Source organism: Geobacter anodireducens (assembly GCA_001628815.1).
Taxonomy (GTDB): Bacteria; Desulfobacterota; Desulfuromonadia; order Geobacterales; family Geobacteraceae; genus Geobacter; species Geobacter anodireducens.
This window is the reverse complement of record CP014963.1, coordinates 2,897,299-2,916,433: the sequence shown is the minus strand read 5'-3', so window position 1 is coordinate 2,916,433 and position 19,135 is coordinate 2,897,299. Positions and strand designations below refer to the sequence as shown.

Below are 19,135 nucleotides of genomic sequence, written 5' to 3'. Positions count from 1 at the left end.
AATTTGAAGAGCCAAGGGGGGGCTATGAACTGCGGACGGATTCGTTCCCTGCTTCAGGGGGGTGAGGCCACGGCCGGCCCGGTGATATATTGGATGAGCAGGGATCAGCGCGCTGCCGACAACTGGGCGTTGATCCATGCTCAGGAGCTTGCGCTGGCCCGCAATGCGCCACTTGGGGTACTTTTCTGTCTCGTTCCCGGCTTTCTCGGCGCAACCGCACGCCAGTATCGGTTCATGCTCACAGGGTTGGAGCAGACACGGGCTGCGCTGAACCGGCTTGCTATTCCCTTTTTTCTCGTGACCGGCGACCCCGGGGTTGAGGTCGCGGGCTTCACGAGGCGGCACAGGGTGTCGCATCTGGTTGCCGACTTCGATCCGCTCCGTGTCAAGCGCGAGTGGAAACGGCAGGTGGCCGGGGAGATAGCGATCCCGTTCGACGAGGTGGATGCCCATAATATAGTCCCCTGCTGGATCGCATCGCAGCGTCAGGAATGGGGGGCCTACACCATCCGCCCCAAAATACGCCGACTGCTTCCCGATTTCATGGAGCCGTTTCCGCCTCTGCAACGTCACCCGTTCCCGTGGCAGGGAGCGCTCCCTTCGGACGCCCAGTGGCGGGAGGCCGTGGACGGGATGGTTCTTGACGAATCGGTGCCTGAGGTTAGATGGCTTGCGCCGGGAGAAGGGGCGGCGCAGACTGCCCTGGCCGGATTTCTTGAAAACGGGCTGGCGGGCTATGCCACCCGGCGCAATAACCCGGCAGTAATGGGGCAGTCGGGATTGTCCCCCTGGCTCCATTTCGGCCAGCTTTCCGCCCAGAGGGTCGCGCAGGCAACGTTTGCTGCCGCCGCGCCGACAGAATCGCGTGATGCCTTTCTTGAAGAATTGATCGTGCGTCGGGAGCTTGCCGACAATTTTTGCTATTTCAACGATGCCTACGACCGCTTCGACGGTTTTCCCGAGTGGGCACAACGGACCCTCAACCGACATCGGCACGATCCTCGCCCCCAGTGCTATGACCTTGACGTGCTGGAGCAGGGAAAGACCCACGATTCTCTCTGGAATGCAGCGCAACTCGAAATGGTACGCTGGGGCAGGATGCACGGCTACCTGAGAATGTACTGGGCAAAGAAACTGCTCGAGTGGGCCTCTTCGCCCGAAGATGCCCTCAGGATTGCCATTCAACTCAACGACCGCTATGAACTCGACGGCAGGGATCCCAACGGATACGCCGGCATTGCCTGGAGCATCGGCGGTGTCCATGATCGTCCCTGGGCAGAGAGACCCGTCTTCGGCATGATTCGCTCCATGAGCCGCGACGGTTGCCGGAGAAAGTTTGATACGGATGCCTACGGACGCCGCGTGATTGTTAGTCCCGTCACATGTGCGGAATTGGTCCCGAGTGAATAACGGCACGCACAAGCAAGTTATTGATGAACGTCCTGATTTCTGGTAAGAATATCCAGCCGGGACAGTTGGAATAACCAGTGATACCCAAGGGAACTCCGGGGTGTGCGGCCGCGGAGACGGGTGATCCTATGACGGAGTTGACGGAGTTCGTAGAGCGGCAGTCGCGTCAAGTGCTGATGGCGCTTGGCTACGTGCTCCTTATCCTTTTCGGCCTGATCGATCATTTGGCAGACGGGCTGGGGTTTGAGCCGTTCTATGCCATCCCCGCAGCCCTCGTGACCTGGTTCGGTACGCGAAGGGCCGGCGTTGCGGCCGCCTGCACCGGCGGAATCGTCTGGGGGCTGGCCAACGGCGTGTTCTCGGGCGAAGAGACGAATCTCGGCCCCACGCTGTGGACGCTTCTGTGGGAGTTCGGACTGCTGTTCTCGATCGTCTTTCTGGTCGACGCAATAAAAAGATCCCGCCGGTTCATGGCGGCAACGGCGCGGACCGATCCGCTGACCGGCCTTGCCACGCGCACCTGCTTCGAAGAGCTTGCCCGGAACGAGCTCGGTAGGACGAAACGGTACGGCCGCCCCTTCACTCTCATTGTCCTCAGGTTCGGCCCGCCCGATGGCGAACAGACGGTCGGACCGGGTTCTTTGCGGGATATCATGCCTGCGGCCGCTGAAGCCATCAGGCCGCAGCTTCGGGAAACCGACCTGTTTGCCCGGATCGACGAGTTTACCCTGGCGGCGCTGCTGCCCGAGACAGCCCATGATCCGTCAAAGGCTGTGGTCCAGAAGATGCTGGGCCTCCTTGCGGCGGTGCAGCGTGGCCGGCGGTGGCAGTTGCGGTTCGGCGTCGGTGCGGTAACGTATGAAACTGCGCCGGAGTCCACGGACGAGATGATGAGGCGCGGTGTGAAGCTCGCCGATTCCGCAAGCCGCGTTGGTGGCGGAGCCGTCAAGTATGAAACCTGCCGGGGGGCCGGCGCGGCGGCCGGATGACTGGCGGCCGGGAGGCGGTGCGCCTCCTGAGTGATGGCAGCGGTCAGCCCGCCGCCAGGCGACATCCGGTCGTGTTCCGCGGAAACGCGATGAAACCATGGAAAGGGGGGTACACATGCCTGACTTCGGAAATCCTTTTGCCGGACTGGCCAATGGCCGCAAACTGACCCGCGCGGAGCTCGTGCGGGCAATCCGCTTCATGATCGCAGCCGAGTACGAGGCGATCCAGCTCTACATGCAACTGGCCGAGTCCACGGACGACGAACTCGCCATTGCCGTTCTCAGGGATATCGCCGATGAGGAGCGGGTCCATGCCGGCGAGTTTCTGAAGCTGCTCTATCACCTGGCTCCCGATGAAGAGAAGTTCTACGCGGAAGGATTCGAGGAGGTCGAGGAACTCGCGGAAGAGGTGAAAAAGCGGGCCAAGACCAAGGGCGGGAAGTCGAAAAAGTCCTGACAACGGGCATTGTCTTCGTATTCAGCAGAACGCCCCGGAGCACTCCGGGGCGTTTTTTCGTTTGGCAGAGGAAGAGTTACCCCACCGATTTTCTAAATCGGCCAACCGCAAAAAGGAGCACGACCGAGCCCAGCAGCGCCAGCGCCGCAAGCTGCGGCCACAGGATGCCGAGCCCGATCCCCTTGAGGAAGATGCCCCGGATGATGACCAGGTAGTAGCGAAGCGGGTTCAGGTAGGTGGCATACTGGATGCTCGCGGGCATGTTTTCGATGGGAAACGCAAAGCCCGACAGGAGCATGGCCGGGAACGTGAACATGAACGAACTCATCATGGCCTGCTGCTGTGTCCGGCTGATGGTTGATATGAGCAGCCCGAATCCGAGGGTGCTCATCAGGAACAGGGCGGTTGAGCCGATGAGCAGCAGAATGCTGCCCCTGAGAGGAATTTTGAACCAGAAGAGCGCAATGCAGGTCACGATGGTGACGTTGATGTAGCCCACGATGGCGAACGGAACCAGCTTGCCCACAATGAATTCCCACCGCTGGATCGGCGTGACGATGATCTGCTCCATGGTGCCGATCTCCTTTTCGCGCACCACGGCCATGCTGGAGAGCACCATTGTGGTGATCAGGACCATGGAGGCGATGACCCCCGGCACGTAGTAGTTGCGGCTCTCCAGGTTGGCGTTGAACCAGGCCCGGCTTTCCAGTTCGATGCCCTTGGCTCCCATGGTCCTGCCACCCCTTCGCAGGGAATAGTCGGTCAGGATCTGATCGCTGAACCGTTCGGCAATGGTTACCGAATAGCTCACGACGATCCTGGCGGTGCTCGGGTCAGTGCCGTCGACAATAATCGGGAGCGTTGCGGTCCGTCCGGCGCGGATGTTTTCTTGGAATCCCCGATTTATCTGCACCGCGGCCCGAACTTTTCCCCGGTCCAGCAGATCGCGCAGTTCATCTCCCCGTTGCACCCGCTGCACGATGTCGAAGTAGCCGGAGCGTTCCAGGCGGGCAACGAGGTCGCGGCTCAGGGCACTGTTGTCCAGATCGTAAACCGCCGTGGCGATGTGCTTGACATCGGTGTTGACCGCGTAGCCGAAGAGGGTGATCTGGATCGCCGGGATAACGAGGATGATGAACCGCATCTTCGGGTCCCGCAGGATCTGTATTGCCTCTTTTATGAGCATGGTTTTCAAGCGATCGAACATGGCTAGCTCATTTTTTTGCGGAACTTCCGTACGGCCAGGGCGAAAATGAGCGTCCCGAACACGGCCAGGAAGAGGATGTCGCCGGCCAGCACCCTGATCCCGATCCCCTTCAGGTAGATTCCCCGCAGGATGGTGACGAAATAGCGTGCCGGGATGGCGTGGGTGATTGCCTGAAGGGGGATGGGCATGTTGGCGATGGGAAAGACGAAGCCCGACAGGAGAAAGGCGGGGAGCAGCGTTGCCACCATGGCGAATTGGCTGGCCGCGAACTGACTTTTGCCGACGATGCTGATGAAGACGCCAAGGGCCAGGGCCACCAGGAGGAAGAGGATGGACGTTGCCAGAAGCAGCGGCCGGTCTCCCCGCATGGGTACCTGGAAGATGAAGCGCCCCGCCAGGAGCGCCACCACGAGGTCGAAGAGGCCGATGCAGAAGTAGGGGACCAGTTTGCCGATGATGAGCTCCGCCCCGGTGAGGGGGGTGGAGATGAGTTGCTCCATGGTGCCGGTTTCCCACTCCCGCGCCACGGTGAGGGAGGTGAGGAGCGCGGCGATGACCATCATGATGACGGCGATGAGGCCGGGAACGATGGCGTTGCGGGACACCAGGTCGGCATTGAACCAGACCCGCGGTTCCGGGGCCAGCGGCGGGCGGGGCGGCTGATCGGCCGAGCGCCGGATCTGGGCGATGATGAGGGGCCGGCTGTACGTGCCGACGATGAATTCGGCATAGCCCAGGGCGGTGGTGGCGGTGTTGGAGTCGCTTCCGTCGACGATGGCCTGGACCCGGACCTGGCGGCCCGCCTGGAGATCCCCGGCAAAGCCGCGGGGGATGACGAGCGCCATGAGGGCGTCGCGTCGGTCGATGGCCCGTTCGATCTCCCGGTAGTCACCGGCGTATCCCTTGAGCGAGAAATAGTGCGAACCGCTGAACCGGCTCACCAGGTCGCGGCTGGCGGGCGTGGCGCTCTGATCCCAGACCACGAGGGGCACGTTGTCCACGTCGAGGGTCAGGGCGTAGCCGAAGAGAAAGAGCAGCATCATCGGGATGGCGATTCCCATGATGAGGCTCCGGATGTCCCGGAAGACGTGAATGAACTCCTTCCGGGCAACCGCTGTAATCCGCTGCAGCTTCATCGGCTGAACTCCCGCAGGGCGCCTTGTTCCCGATCGCGTGCTTCAATGAGGGATACGAAAACGTCTTCCAGCGAAGGAATGATCTTTTCGATGCGGTCAGCGGTGATTCCCCGGGCCGCGAGAACCCCTGCGATGGCCGGGACCGTTGCCACGGCGTCTTCCGTTACCACATGGAGCCCCCGGCCGAAGAGGGCGGCGTGCTTTACCCCGGGAATCGCCTCGATCTCTTCCATCAGTTCCTGGGGGCGGTCGCAGGCTACCTCCACGATTTCCTCAACCATCCGCTCGGTCTTCAACTCTTCCGGCGTGCCGAGGGCGATGAGCTCTCCCCGGTAGATGAGGGCGAGGCGGTCGCAGTACTCGGCCTCATCCATGTAGTGGGTAGTGACGAAGACCGTGACCCCCGCGCCGGCCAGGCGGTAGATCAGGTCCCAGAACGCGCGGCGGCTGATGGGGTCGACGCCGGAGGTGGGTTCGTCGAGAAAGACGATGGGGGGCTCGTGGAGGATGGCGCAACCCAGCGACAGGCGCTGCTTCCAGCCGCCGGAGAGAATGGCGGTGCGGCTGCGGCGGTGCTCGGCGAGCCCTGCCATGCCGATCACCCACTCCTTCCGCTCCTGCCGCCGCTCGTCCGGAATTCTGTAGATGCCGGCGTAAAAGTCGATGTTCTCCTCCACGGTCAGGTCCTCGTAAAGGGAAAACTTCTGGCTCATGTAACCGATGTTTTTTTTGATCTCCTCGGCCTGATGGACGATGTCGAACCCGGCCACGGTGCCGCTGCCCGAGCTCGGCGGCAGGATGCCGCAGAGCATCCGGATGGTGGTCGACTTGCCGGCCCCGTTGGGGCCCAGGAAACCGAAGATTTCTCCCCGCCGCACATCGAGCGATATCCGGTTCACGGCGATGAAGTCGCCGAAGCGGCGCTCCAGGTCCCGCAGGGTGACGGCGAATTCGGGCGCGGTCATGGCGCACCGTCCCGGGCGGAGAGGACCGACACGAAGACGTCCTCCAGGCTTGGTTCGATGGGGCGCAGGCCCCTGAGGGGAAGCCCTTCCCGGGCCATGAGCGCCTCGACGGCGGAGCGAGTCCGATCCGGCGCCTCGGTCACCACGTGGACCCGGTCGCCGAAGAGCCCCACGGACGTGGTCCCGTCGAGTCCGCTGCGAAGGATGCGCGCTGCCTGCCGGGCGGCATCGGTGCGCACTTCGAGGATCGTTCCCCGCATCAGGCCCTTGAGCCGGTCAGGGGCGTCACAGGCCAAAAGCCGCCCCTTGTGGATCAGGCCGACCCGGTTGCAGCGCTCCGCCTCGTCCAGGTAGGCCGTGGTCACGAAGATGGTCACCCCTTCCCGCAGGAGCTGGTAGAGGATGCGCCAGAAATCCCGGCGGGAAACCGGATCGACGCCGTTGGTGGGCTCGTCAAGGAAGAGGATCCGGGGGGTGTGGATCAGGGCGCAGGCGAGCCCCAACTTCTGCTTCATTCCGCCGGAGAGGTTGCCCGCCTGGCGGCGCCGGAATGGGGTCAGGTTGCTGAAGGCGAGCAGCCGGTCGATTGTTTCGTCGCGTCCCCGGCGGGGGATGCCGTAGATGTCGGCATAGAAGTGGATGTTCTCCAGCACCGTGAGGTCGGGGTAGAGGCCGAACCGCTGGCTCATGTAGCCGATTTCGGCTTTGATCGCCTCGGCCTCGCGCACCGTGTCCCGGCCAAGCACCCGGGCCCGGCCTTCGGTTGGGTCCATGATGCCGCAGAGCATCCGCATGGTGGTGGTTTTCCCGGCCCCGTCGGAGCCCACGAGCCCGAAGAGTTCGCCCGGGGCGATGGTGAGGGTGAGGCCATCCACGGCGGTGAGCTCGCCAAAGCGTTTGGTCAGGTTTTCGGTGTCGATGGCATGCATGGGGCAGGTATCCGGCGCTTTCCGGTCATGGGCTCCCGGTGATGATCTCCGCATCGGCCGGCATCCCCGGCTTGAGCTCCCGGTTCGGGTTCGGGATGGCGATCTTGATGCGGTAGACGAGCTTGACCCGTTCCTTGTCGGTTTGAACGTTCTTGGGGGTGAACTCGGCCTCGGGCGAGATGAAGGTGATGGTCCCCTCGTAGCGCCGATCGGGCCAGGTATCGTTTCTGATCCGCGCCTTCTGCCCCACCTTGATCCGACCCAGGTCGGTCTCCGGGATGTAGGCCCGCAGCCAGGTGTTCGCCAGGTCGCCGATCGTGACGATGGGGGTGCCTGCCGCCACCTGTTCCCCCGGCTCCACGTGCTTCGAGAGAACCAGCCCGCTCAGGGGGGCGGCCAGGGTGGCGTGGGAGAGGCGGGTGCGTGCCAGGTCAAGGGACTCGCGCGCCTGGTTGAAGCGGGCGCGGGCGGCATCGATCTGTTCGCGGCGGGGTCCCCGGTGCATGAGCTCCTGCCGGGCCCGGACCTCGTGCAACTGTGCCTGGGACGCGTCGCGGGCAGCCTTTGCCGCATCGAAATCGCGCCGGGAGATCACCTCGCGCCCGAAGAGCGCCTCCTGACGGGCAAAGTCGGCCTCCAGTCGGTCGGCATCGGCCTGGGCCCGCTTGACGGCTGCGTCAGCCTGGGCGATTTCCTCCCGCCGGAAGCCGGTTTCCAGTTCGCGCAACTGGGCCGCCAGCGCCTCTGCCTGCCGTTCCTCCCGGGCCACTTCAAGGCGCAGTTCATCGTCGTCCAGCCGCGCTACCACCTGGCCCGTCCCGACCATCACGCCTTCATCCACCAGGCGTTCGCGCACCGTGCCCGGTATCTTGAAGCCCAGTTCCACATCGGTGACCTCGATGTTGCCCGAAACCCTGACGATGTCATCCACAGTGCCGTTGCGGCGCAGGAGCAGGGCGGCAATCACGGCCGCCGCCAGGAGAACCGCCGCGGCAATGAGTAGAGTCCTCTTCATGCACAACCCTCCGGAATCTTCAGAAGCTCTTCCCTATTCTGGCACGATGAACGGTGATGTAAAGACGTAATGACAGGGCGGTGCGATAATGCAATTGGAACACTTTATGCTGGATAGATGGAGAGCAGGGGCGCATGTGGATGGATAAAACGAGATAAGGTGGTGATTTTAGTGCGAAGTATCCTTATATGCGACGATGAGCCGATTATCAGGATGAGCTTAAAAAATAAGCTCACTGAGCTTGGCTTCGATGAGATCCTGGAGTGCGGGGATGGCGAGCAGGCCGTTCGGATGGCATTGGCGAAACTTCCCGACGTCATTATTCTCGACGTGTCGATGCCGAAGAAAGACGGCATCGCGGCGGCCCGCCAGATCCGGCAGAGCCTGACGGTGCCCATTATCCTGCTGACGGCCTGCTATGACGCAGACACGGTCGCGCGGGCCAGGGAATGCGGCATCGGCGGCTTCCTGGCCAAGCCGTTCCGGGAGCAGGATCTCTGGCCGGCCATCGAGCTGGCCTGTGCCCATGCCGAAGCGGTGGAACTCCTCAAGGAGCAGATCGAGGATCTGAAGGAAGCCCTTGAAAACCGGAAGATCGTTGAAAAAGCCAAGGGGATCCTGATGCAGAAGCAGGGGCTCACGGAGCCCGAAGCGTTCCGCAAGATGCAGAAGCTGGCCATGGACAAGCGCAAGAGCATGCGCCGGATTGCCGAGGCGATTCTGCTGGCCGAAGCGTAACGGCGGGAACGGATGCTGGTGAGGGGGCACCCGATGGGCGCCCCTTTTCTTGAAAAGTTGGAGTGCCGTCAGCGCCCCAGCGGTTGTGAGGTTGTGGGAAGTATAGGCTGAGTGCCGCAATGGCGTTGCGTAACTATTTTGTCTTGCGGTTTGACGATGTAGTGTAATGGTGGCAATTGTCGTTGTTATCGGGTTGCAGCATAGTGGTGGCGTGTGTGAAGGAAAGGTTTGGCGCCATGTCTTTGAGAATAGAAAAGAAGCCGGGAGTCTTGCACTCGATCATTGAAGCGGAGCTGCCAGCGTATCGACAGCCAAAGGGCATGTGACGTGGAATATCGCTACGATTTCCTGGCCGGGCTGCAACGCTTACGACTGCGCGCCAAGGCGCTGTGGGGTGCTGGTTCCTATGCTGCTATTGAAGCCACTCCGGTCGATCCGTCAGTTGCTCGTTTCACCAGGCGGCACGATATGTTGCCTCTCCGGAAGGAACAGATCGCCGAATGTGGTGATGACGACGTTTTCGATAAGATTGTTGATCAATTAGGCAGTGGGGAGGACCCTCAGTCCTCGGGCAGGGTGAAGTAGAAGGTCGCCCCGCCGTTGACTTCGCCCTCGGCCCAGACCCGGCCGCCATGCCGCTTGATGATCCGCTGGACCGTTGCCAGGCCGATGCCGGTGCCGGGGAACTCGCCGCCGTGCAACCGCTGGAAGGGGCGGAACAGCTTGTTCCCGTAGGCCATGTCGAAGCCGGCGCCGTTGTCCCTGACAAAGAAGATCGTCTCCCCATCGGCGGCGGTGCTGCCGACCTCGATTCGTGCCCGGGGAGTTCTGGCGGTGTACTTCAGGGCGTTGCCCATCAGGTTGAGCAGGACCTGCCGGATCAGGGTGCGGTCGGCCTGTGCCGTGAGATCGCCCGCAATGACCCAGTCAACGGCGCGGTAGGGCTCGGCCTCCTGGAGCATCGATGCGACCGCCGCCGCCTTTTTGCTCAGGTTGACGGTGTCTTTGCGCAAATCGACCCGACCGACCCTCGAAAGCTCCAGCAGGTCGTCGATCAGTTGTCCCATCTTGCCGCTGGCCGTGCAGATGCGCTCGAGGTAGTAACGGGCCTCCACCGGAATCTGATCGTCGTAGTCCTCGATAACCAGGGTGCTGTAGCTGTTGATATGCCGCAGGGGCGCCCGCAGGTCATGGGAAACCGAATAGCTGAAGGCCTCCTGCTCCCGGATGGCCTCTTCCAACTGGGCGGTCCGCTCCATGACGCGTCTGTCGAGTTCCCGGTTGAGCTTGCCGATGGTTTCCTCTGTCTGCTTGCGGTCGGTGATGTCCTGGTGGGTGCCGATGAGGCGCAGGGCTTTTCCCCGGCCGTCCCTGTTCACGGCCGATCCCCGGCCGAGAATCCAGCGCCAACTGCCGTCCTTGGCCTTCATGCGGAATTCGGCCTGGAAGTACTGGGTTCTCCCCTCGAAACAATCCATGTTGATCCTGATGGCCCGTTCCCGGTCTTCCGGGTGCAGGAGCTCGATCCACGCTTGGGCGGAGGGGGGGAAGTCCTCAGGCTCATACCCGAGGATCCGGTAGTAGGATGGGCTGAAGTAGCCGCTATCCGACGCGATGTTCCAGTCCCAGATGCCGTCGGAGGTTGCCTCCATGGCAAGTCGGAATCGCTCCTCGCTTTTCCGGAGAGCCTCTTCGGTCTGCCTGCGTTCGCTGATGTCCCGGATAAAGGCGTGGAAACAGCGCGAAGCGGGTTGAAACGTCGTGCTGACCTCAACGTCGATGACCGCGCCGTCTTTGCGGCGGTGGCGGACTTCGAAGCGCTCGGAGCCTTGTTCGATGATGTTCCGGATATGCTCCTGCGTTTCCTCCACGCTCTCGGTGGCATCGATGTCGTGGATGGACATGGCCAGCAATTCTTCCCGGCTGTACCCCAGGATGCGGCAGCATGCGTCGTTGACTTCCACGATACTGCCGTGAAGGTCCACGACCCAGAAGCCGTCCATGGACGTGCTCTTCATGATCCGGTAGCGCTCCGCGTACTCCTGTAACTGCAGCCGGACGTCCATGAGGTCGGTGATGTCGTGCAGATAACAGATCACCTGGCCGCAGGCCGAGCCGGCGACCTCGACCAGTCGTCGGCTCCCGTCCTTCCTGGTTATGATTTCCCGCCGCACTGCCGGGAATCCGGCTGCCCGGTCAGCGTCGAACAGGACCCGGGCCCTTTCGTGCTCTGAGCCGAACAGGGTGCGGAACCACACCTCAAGGGATGGGAGCTCGTCTCGCCGATAGCCGGTGAGGACTTCTGTCCCGCGATTACAGAACACCCGTTCGTCCTCGATCAAAACAGCGGCCGCCGGCATGCATTCCACAATTGTCGTAAGGATATCCAGATCGATTAAATCACGTGACGGGGGGGCTGTGTTCATTTGGTCACCGGGGTGCAATGTTGGTGGGGCGGTGTTGATGGGAAGTCTATTTTATTTGTTTAGTATATCCAGTGTAAATTAGTTTTTTGTTGCCGCAGGGCAGCCTCCCTGCCTTGGATGGCGGTTTCACATCAAGGGCGGGGCACAGGATGGTTGTCCGGAATGGAAAGCCAAGCATGTGCGGTGCCTTGAATAAAAAGGCGCGTCCCACTGCGGGACGCGCCCCGGTGCTGAAACGGTGGCGCTGCTACCAGTTTTCCCCGAGCAGTTCGAAGTGTGCCTTGGGGTGGGCGCAGGCGGGGCACAGATCGGGCGCCCCGGCGGCGGTGTGGAGATAGCCGCAGTTGCGGCAGCGCCAGACTACTTCGCCGTCGCGGGTGAAGACCCGGTTGTTCTCGACATTGGCGAGCAGGTCGCGATAGCGCTTCTCGTGCTGCTTCTCCGCCACGGAAATGGCCCGCCAGACCGCCGCGATCGCCGGAAATCCCTCTTCCTGGGCCACCTGGGCGAACGCCGGGTAGAGGTCGGAATGCTCTTCATGCTCGCCCATGGCCGCGGCCAGCAGGTTTTCGGCGGTGGTGCCTATCTTGCCGGCGGGGAAACAGGCGGTAATCTCCAGGTCTCCCCCCTCCAGGAACGAGAAGAACCGCTTGGCGTGCTCTTTCTCCTGGTTGGCGGTTTCCTCGAATATGTCGGCGATCTGCACGTATCCTTCCTTGCGGGCTGCGGCGGCAAAGTAGGTGTAGCGGTTGCGGGCCTGGCTTTCGCCGGCAAATGATTTCAACAGGTTCTGCTCTGTTTTGGTACCTTTCAGTGTCATGTACAGCTCTCCTTTCCAGCGGTGGTTGAGATATGTTCTATACCAGAATCGATCCGGCAGCGCAGCGTGGGCCGCTGGCCGCCTTCATTCGTGCGGGCATGCACGGCAAGAGGCTGGGCGGATAGGCCGGGCAGCCAGCGGCCGCCCCTGTGCGTGCTTCTCGCGCGCGTCCCTCCACGGGTCTTGCTCCGTCTCCGGTGACGGCCGACGGGAACCGCTCACAGCCTGGGGCGCGGCGTTGCGTCGGTGCTGGCCGGCATGATCGGATAAACGACTTTCGGCTGCTTGCCGGTGAGGCTGCAGAGGAAGGCGGCGATGGCCTCGGTTTCATCGTCGTTCAGTTTGATGCCGAACTGGGCCGAGCCCATGACCGCCACCGCCTCTTTCAGGCTCCAGACGACCCCGGAGTGGAAGTAGGGGTAGGTGATGGCCACATTGCGCAGGGACGGGGCCCGGAACACGTACTCGTCCCTGGCGGTGTTGGTGACCGCGAACCTGCCCTTGTCGGCGAGGGGCAGAATGTTTTCGGCCGGCTTTTCCACGACGCCGAACGGGAAATAGCCGGTTCCGCCCAGGTTGACGCCTCCGTGGCAGGCGACGCATCCCCTGTCGATGAAGAGCTTGAGGCCGGCGGCCTGTTTTCCGTCAAGGGCCTTTTTCTTCCCTTTGAGATACTGGTCGAAGGGGGAGTCCGGCGTGGTCAGGGTTGCCTCGAACACCTCAATGGCCTTTGCCATGTTGTCAAAGGTCACCGGGTCCTTTTCTCCCGGGAATGCCTTTTTGAACAGGCCGACATAGTCGGGGATGCTGTTCAGCGTCTTCACCACCTGCTCAGGCGTGTTGTTCATCTCGACCGAGGCCTGCACCGGGCCTTTTGCCTGCTCTGCCAAGTCCTTGGCCCTGCCGTCCCAGAACTGGGCGGTATTGAAGACCGAGTTGAAAACCGTCGGCGCATTGCGCGGCCCTTTTTGCCACCCGTGACCGGTGGACGTTGCCTGGAGGTCGCCGCCGCCCAGGCCCACGTTGTGACAGGTGTTGCAACTGATGAGGTGGGATGCGGACAGCCGCGGGTCGAAATAGAGCATCTTGCCGAGTTCCACCTTGACCGGCGACGCCGGGTTGCCCTTCAGGGCGGGCGCCTTGGCCGGGACCGGCTTGAAGAGGCCCCGGGCGCGCTGCTGCAGTTCATCGGCGGCGAATGCCTGGCTGGTTGCGACTGCACAGAGGACGGCAAGCGATACGGACAATTGTTTCATGAATGGTATCCCTCCTGGTTCTTGTAGGTGGTCGTGCCGGCAATGATGCGCGGAACCCGATGCCGTTCGGCCGGGACGTTCATGGTGCGGTCATCGTGGCAGCGAACAGGGTAAATACTCGGTAAATACTTCAGCCACACCAGCCCGGGGCATCAGCCGGCAGTTACTTCGCTCAACGGGATGCCCAGGGCGTCGGCCACCCCCTTGCCATAGGCCTGGTCGGCCTTGAGGCAATTCCCGATGTGGCGAAGAAGGATCTCCCGCGGCGCGTCACCGATGGCGCGGGCCGTGTTGGCAAACAGGAGCCGCTTCTTCTCGTCGGTCATGAGGCGGAAGAGGGCGCCGGGCTGGGAGTAGTAATCCTCGTCAGCGCGATGGTTCCAGTGGTCTGCGGCCCCTTCCAGCGAGAGGGGGGGCTCCCCGAAATCGGGCTGCTCCTGCCACTCGCCGTAGCTGTTGGGTTCGTAGCCGAGGGTGCTGCCATGGTTACCGTCAACCCGCATGGCGCCGTCCCGGTGATAGCTGTGGAAGGGGCAGCGGGCCCTGTTGACCGGGATCAGGTGGTGGTTGACGCCGAGGCGGTAGCGCTGGGCGTCGCCGTAGGAGAAGAGTCGCCCCTGGAGCATCTTGTCGGGAGAAAAGCCGATGCCGGGCACCACGTTGGCCGGATTGAAGGCCGATTGCTCCACCTCGGCGAAGTAGTTTTCCGGGTTCCGGTTCAGCTCCAGCACTCCTACTTCCTGCAGCGGGTAATCCTTGTGGGGCCAGACCTTGGTCAGGTCGAAGGGGTGGTAGGGGCAGGAGGACGCTTCCTTTTCGGGCATGATCTGCACGAACATGGTCCAGCGGGGGAAGTCTCCCTGTTCGATGCTCTCGTAGAGATCCCGCTGGTGGCTCTCGCGATCCTTGCCGATGAGGGCCTCTGCCTCCTCGTCGCTCAGATTCCGGATTCCCTGCTGGGTCTTCAGGTGGAACTTGACCCAGTAGCGTTCATTCCGGGCATTGATGAAGCTGAAGGTGTGGCTGCCGAAACCGTGCATGTGGCGGTAAGTGGCGGGGATGCCCCGGTCGCTCATGACGATGGTGACCTGGTGCAGGGCCTCGGGCAGCGAGGTCCAGAAATCCCAGTTGTTGCGGGCGCTGCGCAGGTTGGTGCGGGGGTCGCGCTTGACGGCGTGGTTCAGGTCGGGAAACTTGAGCGGGTCGCGCAGGAAGAAAACCGGGGTGTTGTTCCCCACCAGGTCCCAGTTTCCCTCCTCGGTGTAGAACTTGATGGCAAAGCCCCGGATGTCCCGCTCGGCGTCGGCGGCGCCCCGTTCACCGGCCACGGTGGAAAAACGGACGAAGAGCTCAGTTTTCTTGCCCACCGCCGAGAAAACGTTCGCCTTTGTGTAGCCGGTGATGTCGCGGGTAACGGTGAACGTGCCGTAGGCGCCGGAACCCTTGGCATGCATGCGGCGCTCGGGGATCACTTCCCGGTCGAAGTGGGCCAGCTTCTCCAGGAACCACACATCCTGGAGAAGCACCGGACCCCGGGGCCCGGCGGTCATGATGTTCTGGTTGTCCACAACGGGGGCGCCGGCATTGGTTGTGAGACGTTTCTTTGCCATCGTTCCTCTCCTTTGCGTATGAGGTATGCGGCCGTCCCGGCCGCACCTGCCGTCGGGCAGCAGCAAATGTTCAGGCGTTTCCCGCTCCCGGTCGGGCAGGCATGTCAGGCTAGAATTATGGCCATGTCAGACAGGAATAATTGCTAGCAGGAGCGTGGAATTTTTTACGACGTTTTTTCAGATACGAGGCACTTGTTGCAAACGCCGTATATCACAACGTTTTTGTTGTCGATCCGCCCCCAGGACCTGGTTTCTTCGGGCAGGGGCGCCTCGTCGATGTGGTGCCACTGGAAATCGATGATTTCCTTGCACCTGCTGCAGATCAGGTGATGATGCCGCATGCGTTTCGTCTCGAATCGCGACTGGCTTTCGACCGTTTCGACTCTGTTGATGATGCCATGGTGTGCAAAGACCGCCAGGGTCCGGTAGACCGTATCGAGCGAGAGGGAGGGGTTGCCCCTGCGCAACCGTTGGTGGAGCGTCTCCGCCGACGGGTGGTCGGTTGAGGTGGCCAGTTCACGGTAGATCTCCAGGCGCTGATGGGTGAGCCGCAACCCGGCATCCCTGCACGCCTTTTCAAAGGCATGCTCTTGTTCCGCTGTGAATGTGATTTTTTTCGGCATGACACGTGACCGTTTGCTTGTTGACTAATTATTCCATATAAGAAAAATACCTAACAAGTAGGGGTGAGTCAAGCCCTGGAGGGATTTTCCCCAAAAACGGCATTTCCCGGGTTTATGCGTGGTCCCGCTCGCATGACATGAACATGGTTCTTCGTGCCGGGCTGCACGCACGAAGAGCCGGAACATGTGTTGCCCCGGCCCTTCGCATGATTCCTCGTTCTTTATCCGTTCCGGTCAGCGCCCCCAGGTGCCTCCCCAACTGTGGGGGTTGCTGCCGTGGCAGTCGGTGCAGTAAACGGTCTGTCCGCTCACACCTTTTGCAATGGTCGCCTTGACCTTGGCATTGGTGCTGGTGTGACAGAGGTAGCAGGCCGACAATGTGCTGGCGTATGAACGCCACCCCGAGTGGATGTTGATGACGTCGCTGCCGTGGCAACGACTACAGGTGCTGACATTGTGTTGGACGTTGTCGTGGACGGAGGATGTGTGACAGGCTTGACAGTCCCGCTGGACCTGAACGGTATATTGCCCCGAGTTGTCCGCCGTCATGGTGTGGCAGGCGAGGCACTGCTTACCCTTTTTCGTGATCAGGTCGTGGTGTCGGTTGACGTTGTTGGTGGAGGTATGGCATTTCGCGCAATCAGTGAACGCAAGGTTTAGATTCAGTGATGGCCGCGAACCGCCCCAGGTACTCCAACTGTCACCCGAAGTGCCCCACCCCATGGCGTTCCCCGCCCAGCATGCCAAGGCGATGAACAGAATCCCCGCCGCAACCGGATTCGTTTTGTTGGAATGTCTGCGCATATGCCCTCCTGTGAAAGACTTTATTGAGATTATTTTATGTGGAGTGATTCTATAAAAATGAAATAGGTAGGGCAATGCAAAAATTACGCATCAGTACCTAGTTGGCGTTATTGGATAATGCGGGCCGGGTGGTGCTACTCACTGGAAAAGAGCGGCCCGGGGGACGCAAGATTGACATTTCACTCACCTTTTTGTTACCACATGAGCAACTGGTTTCCGGTGGAGGATGGCGTGTCGGATCATTATTTCAGCAGGCGGGGATTCCTCAGGGCATCACTGCTGGGGGTGCTCTGCCTCAGGGGCATAGGGTCTGCCCTGGCCACGGAATTTCTGGAAGAGAGCTACCCTGTCGGCAGGCTCTCCCTGCGCAACATTCATACGGGCGAGCACCTGTCGGTAACCTATCGGACCCCGGACGGCGAGGTGGACCTGGATGCCCTCAACGCCATCAACTGGCTGCTTCGCTGCCACTTCACCAACCAGCACACCGAAATGGACCTGGCGGTGATCGAGTACCTGAACATGGTCGACAAGGAGTTGGGGGGCGGCAGGGAGTTCCGCATCATCTCCGGCTACCGGTCCCCCGAATACAACCGGATCCTCAGCGAGCGCAATGGCGCGGTGGCAAAGCAGAGCCTTCACATGGAGGGAAAGGCCATCGACATCGCCGTGCCCGGGGTCAACCTGGCGGTCCTGCGTGACTTGGCCGTGGGCGTCCGGTGCGGAGGGGTCGGCTACTATCCGCGCTCAGGCTTTGTCCACCTGGATTCGGGGCGCTTCCGCACCTGGTAGCCCTTTCGCCGCCGCACCAGGTGCTGCATAAAAAAACGAGCGAATTTGTCCTGCGATGCTGGTTGTCCGGCAGCAGTCCTTGCTGCACTCATCCCATAAATCGGCAGGTTGGCGATTGGCGCGTGGGGTGCAAGGGCGCATTTGAACAACCAGCGAGCAGGATGGAAGTAGCCGCGGCAACGACGCCGCCATTCCGGAGAATGGCGGCGTTTCCTTTTGTAAGAAACATCAGAGGTCGCCATGGCCAGACCCGACTATTGCGACGCAACCGGCTGCGAAATCCACGAAAAAGGTGCTTCGGGATTCTGCAGGGAGTCGGAACCGGAAGACAGGGTCAATGCCATCAATTCTCAGGTGAGCGTCCTCTACGACTTCTGCCAGTACGAACTGGCGCGCCGCGGTCAGGGGACCGTCTTCACGGTCTCCTGCTTCACCACCATATCCACCACCGGCAGGGGCGGCACGCTCTTGAGGCCGTAGATCTGCTCCAGGTTGATATCACTGGGCACCGCTCCGAGCAGGGCCTCGGCCACCTTCTGGTCCGCCTGGCGGAAGCGGAGCTTCGCCTCCACGGTGATCCGGCCGACCCCCTCGGGCACCTGGATGCCGTAGTGGACATCCTTCCACCCCCTGGGCGGAATGGTCTCGTGCTTGGAGAAGGCCGTCACCACCCAGGGGTCGATGGCGAAGTGGAAGTCATTTCCCATGCCGTCCGAGGTGAAGGAACGCGCCTCGGCCGGCAGGCTCCCGTCGGGGTTGAGGGTGCCGCTGGTCATGAGAACCGTTCCCCGTTCGTCCCTGGCCGTGACCTCCAGCCACATCTGCCGCACGTTGGTGAGGGAGGTGGGCAGGTTGTGGCCGGCACGGATGTTTTTCACCCGTACCATCAGCTCGGCGAGCCTGCCGTTCCGATAGACCGGGGTAACCTCAAGGTCGGCGGCCATCTTCAGGCGCTGGACCGCCATTTCGTACTGCCGCATGAGGTTTTTGGCCAGGTCCTCGTCCCCGGCCTTTTTCGCGGCTCCGGCAGCCAGGTAGGTCAGCAGGAAGTTGGCGCCGTTGAAATAGTGGCGGTACTCCTTGCGGTCGGGGATCACGAGCTGATCGGCGGAGCGCTTGAAGGTGTCGAGGTCGACCATGTGGCAGTCCTGGCAGAGGATCGACTTCTGGGCATAGGGGCCGTGTTTCCACTCCAGGTAGGTTGCCTCGATGGGGAAGTGGGCGTCGTAGTGGTAGACCTGGTGGCAGGAGGCGCAGAGGTCGGCCCGCAGGTGGAGGTCGGACTCCTCGCACTGGTGGAACCCGCCGCCGCACTCCGACGAGGGCTTGAAGGGGCCGCGCTTGACCAGGACCTGTCCGTTGGCCGTTTCCACGCCGGGGGTCAGGATGAAGGAGCCGTTCTCGGGCTCGTGGGACGGGGTCTGCCAGTGGGTCACGCCGCTGATGGAGTGGCAGACGTCGCAGGAGACGCCCGCCATGGCCATGGAGGAAAGTCCCTGGAAGCCGGGCCCCTTGATCTCGCCGGTGACCATGCCGACGGGGGAATGACAGCCTTCGCACTGGCGGGAGATGCCGTGGCCCACGGCCTTCACGGCCTTGTTCAGCTCACCCTGATAAATAGGATCCCTGAAGGCGAGGCTGTGGACCGATCCGTTCCATTCGTTGAACTGCTGCTCATGGCAGGAACCGCAGACCTCCGGCGCGTTGAACGGCACCGTCGACTTGTTCCATTTGATGAGTGAAGGGTAGTAGGGGTAGAACTCCTTGTCCACGTCGAAGACCGGCGAGCGGGCCTGGACCGCTCCGGCCGCCGACAACAGTGCCGCGACAACGGCCAGGAGTACGAGCAGGGTGGAACGTTGCTTCATTGTTTCCTCCTTGAATCAAAATGCCTGAGTGGTTTCGCACCGTTGGTTAGGGCGCACTAATAGGTGTACCAGTTCGGGAAGGAACCGTCA

At 61.8% G+C, this 19,135-nt stretch carries 17 protein-coding genes; 5 read left to right on the top strand and 12 right to left on the bottom strand.

The window, feature by feature from the left end:
• Positions 1-24: 24 nt before the first annotated feature.
• From A2G06_13305 to A2G06_13295, 3 genes are all read left to right on the top strand, one after another.
• Complete coding sequence (locus A2G06_13305; protein ID ANA41686.1) at positions 25-1,410, top strand: deoxyribodipyrimidine photolyase; 1,386 nt, start codon at positions 25-27, stop codon at positions 1,408-1,410.
• Positions 1,411-1,538: 128 nt separating this feature from the next.
• Positions 1,539-2,399, top strand: a complete 861-nt coding sequence (locus A2G06_13300; GenBank protein ID ANA41079.1) for a diguanylate cyclase — start codon at positions 1,539-1,541, stop codon at positions 2,397-2,399.
• Positions 2,400-2,514: 115 nt separating this feature from the next.
• Complete coding sequence (locus A2G06_13295; GenBank protein ID ANA41078.1) at positions 2,515-2,856, top strand: rubrerythrin; 342 nt, start codon at positions 2,515-2,517, stop codon at positions 2,854-2,856.
• 76 nt (positions 2,857-2,932) lie between these two features.
• On the opposite strand, the gene A2G06_13290 is transcribed toward A2G06_13295, so the two are convergent.
• Genes A2G06_13290 through A2G06_13270 form a run of 5 tightly spaced genes read right to left on the bottom strand, consistent with a single transcriptional unit; the run spans position 2,933 to position 8,108 of the window.
• A complete protein-coding gene (locus tag A2G06_13290) occupies positions 2,933-4,063 on the bottom strand; it encodes an ABC transporter permease (GenBank protein ANA41077.1) in 1,131 nt (376 codons plus the stop codon).
• A gap of 2 nt (positions 4,064-4,065) precedes the next feature.
• Positions 4,066-5,199, bottom strand: coding sequence for a hypothetical protein (locus tag A2G06_13285; GenBank protein ID ANA41076.1), 1,134 nt, complete (start codon positions 5,197-5,199; stop codon positions 4,066-4,068).
• Complete coding sequence (locus A2G06_13280) at positions 5,196-6,164, bottom strand: multidrug ABC transporter ATP-binding protein (protein ANA41075.1); 969 nt, start codon at positions 6,162-6,164, stop codon at positions 5,196-5,198. The genes A2G06_13285 and A2G06_13280 overlap by 4 nt, the downstream gene beginning before the upstream one ends.
• The gene (locus tag A2G06_13275; protein ID ANA41074.1) at positions 6,161-7,093 is read right to left on the bottom strand and encodes a multidrug ABC transporter ATP-binding protein; all 933 of its coding nucleotides are present in this window, start codon (positions 7,091-7,093) and stop codon (positions 6,161-6,163) included. Before A2G06_13275 ends, A2G06_13280 begins: the two co-directional genes overlap by 4 nt.
• A 25-nt stretch (positions 7,094-7,118) precedes the next feature.
• Complete coding sequence (locus A2G06_13270; GenBank protein ID ANA41073.1) at positions 7,119-8,108, bottom strand: hemolysin secretion protein D; 990 nt, start codon at positions 8,106-8,108, stop codon at positions 7,119-7,121.
• Positions 8,109-8,279: 171 nt separating this feature from the next.
• Between A2G06_13270 and A2G06_13265 the strand changes: the two genes are divergently transcribed.
• Positions 8,280-8,846 carry a transcriptional regulator gene (locus A2G06_13265; protein ID ANA41072.1) on the top strand — a complete coding sequence of 189 codons (567 nt, stop codon included), beginning with the start codon at positions 8,280-8,282 and terminating at the stop codon, positions 8,844-8,846.
• A 560-nt stretch (positions 8,847-9,406) separates the two neighbouring features.
• Here the strand turns inward: A2G06_13265 and A2G06_13260 are convergent.
• From A2G06_13260 to A2G06_13235, 6 genes are all read right to left on the bottom strand, one after another.
• Positions 9,407-11,272: a PAS domain-containing sensor histidine kinase gene (locus tag A2G06_13260; GenBank protein ID ANA41071.1), complete on the bottom strand. Its 1,866-nt coding sequence runs from the start codon at positions 11,270-11,272 to the stop codon at positions 9,407-9,409.
• A 247-nt stretch (positions 11,273-11,519) separates the two neighbouring features.
• Positions 11,520-12,092, bottom strand: a complete 573-nt coding sequence (locus A2G06_13255) for a rubrerythrin (protein ID ANA41070.1) — start codon at positions 12,090-12,092, stop codon at positions 11,520-11,522.
• 218 nt (positions 12,093-12,310) lie between these two features.
• Positions 12,311-13,348: a cytochrome C peroxidase gene (locus A2G06_13250; GenBank protein ANA41069.1), complete on the bottom strand. Its 1,038-nt coding sequence runs from the start codon at positions 13,346-13,348 to the stop codon at positions 12,311-12,313.
• Between the two features lie 152 nt (positions 13,349-13,500).
• Positions 13,501-14,958: a catalase gene (locus tag A2G06_13245; GenBank protein ID ANA41068.1), complete on the bottom strand. Its 1,458-nt coding sequence runs from the start codon at positions 14,956-14,958 to the stop codon at positions 13,501-13,503.
• Positions 14,959-15,122: 164 nt separating this feature from the next.
• Positions 15,123-15,581, bottom strand: coding sequence for a transcriptional repressor (locus tag A2G06_13240; protein ID ANA41067.1), 459 nt, complete (start codon positions 15,579-15,581; stop codon positions 15,123-15,125).
• 234 nt (positions 15,582-15,815) lie between these two features.
• On the bottom strand, positions 15,816-16,385 hold the full coding sequence (locus A2G06_13235) for a cytochrome C (protein ID ANA41066.1): 570 nt from the start codon (positions 16,383-16,385) through the stop codon (positions 15,816-15,818).
• A 231-nt stretch (positions 16,386-16,616) separates the two neighbouring features.
• Between A2G06_13235 and A2G06_13230 the strand changes: the two genes are divergently transcribed.
• On the top strand, positions 16,617-17,177 hold the full coding sequence (locus tag A2G06_13230) for a hypothetical protein (GenBank protein ANA41685.1): 561 nt from the start codon (positions 16,617-16,619) through the stop codon (positions 17,175-17,177).
• Between the two features lie 401 nt (positions 17,178-17,578).
• On the opposite strand, the gene A2G06_13225 is transcribed toward A2G06_13230, so the two are convergent.
• The gene (locus A2G06_13225; protein ANA41065.1) at positions 17,579-19,045 is read right to left on the bottom strand and encodes a cytochrome C; all 1,467 of its coding nucleotides are present in this window, start codon (positions 19,043-19,045) and stop codon (positions 17,579-17,581) included.
• Positions 19,046-19,135 lie beyond the last annotated feature (90 nt).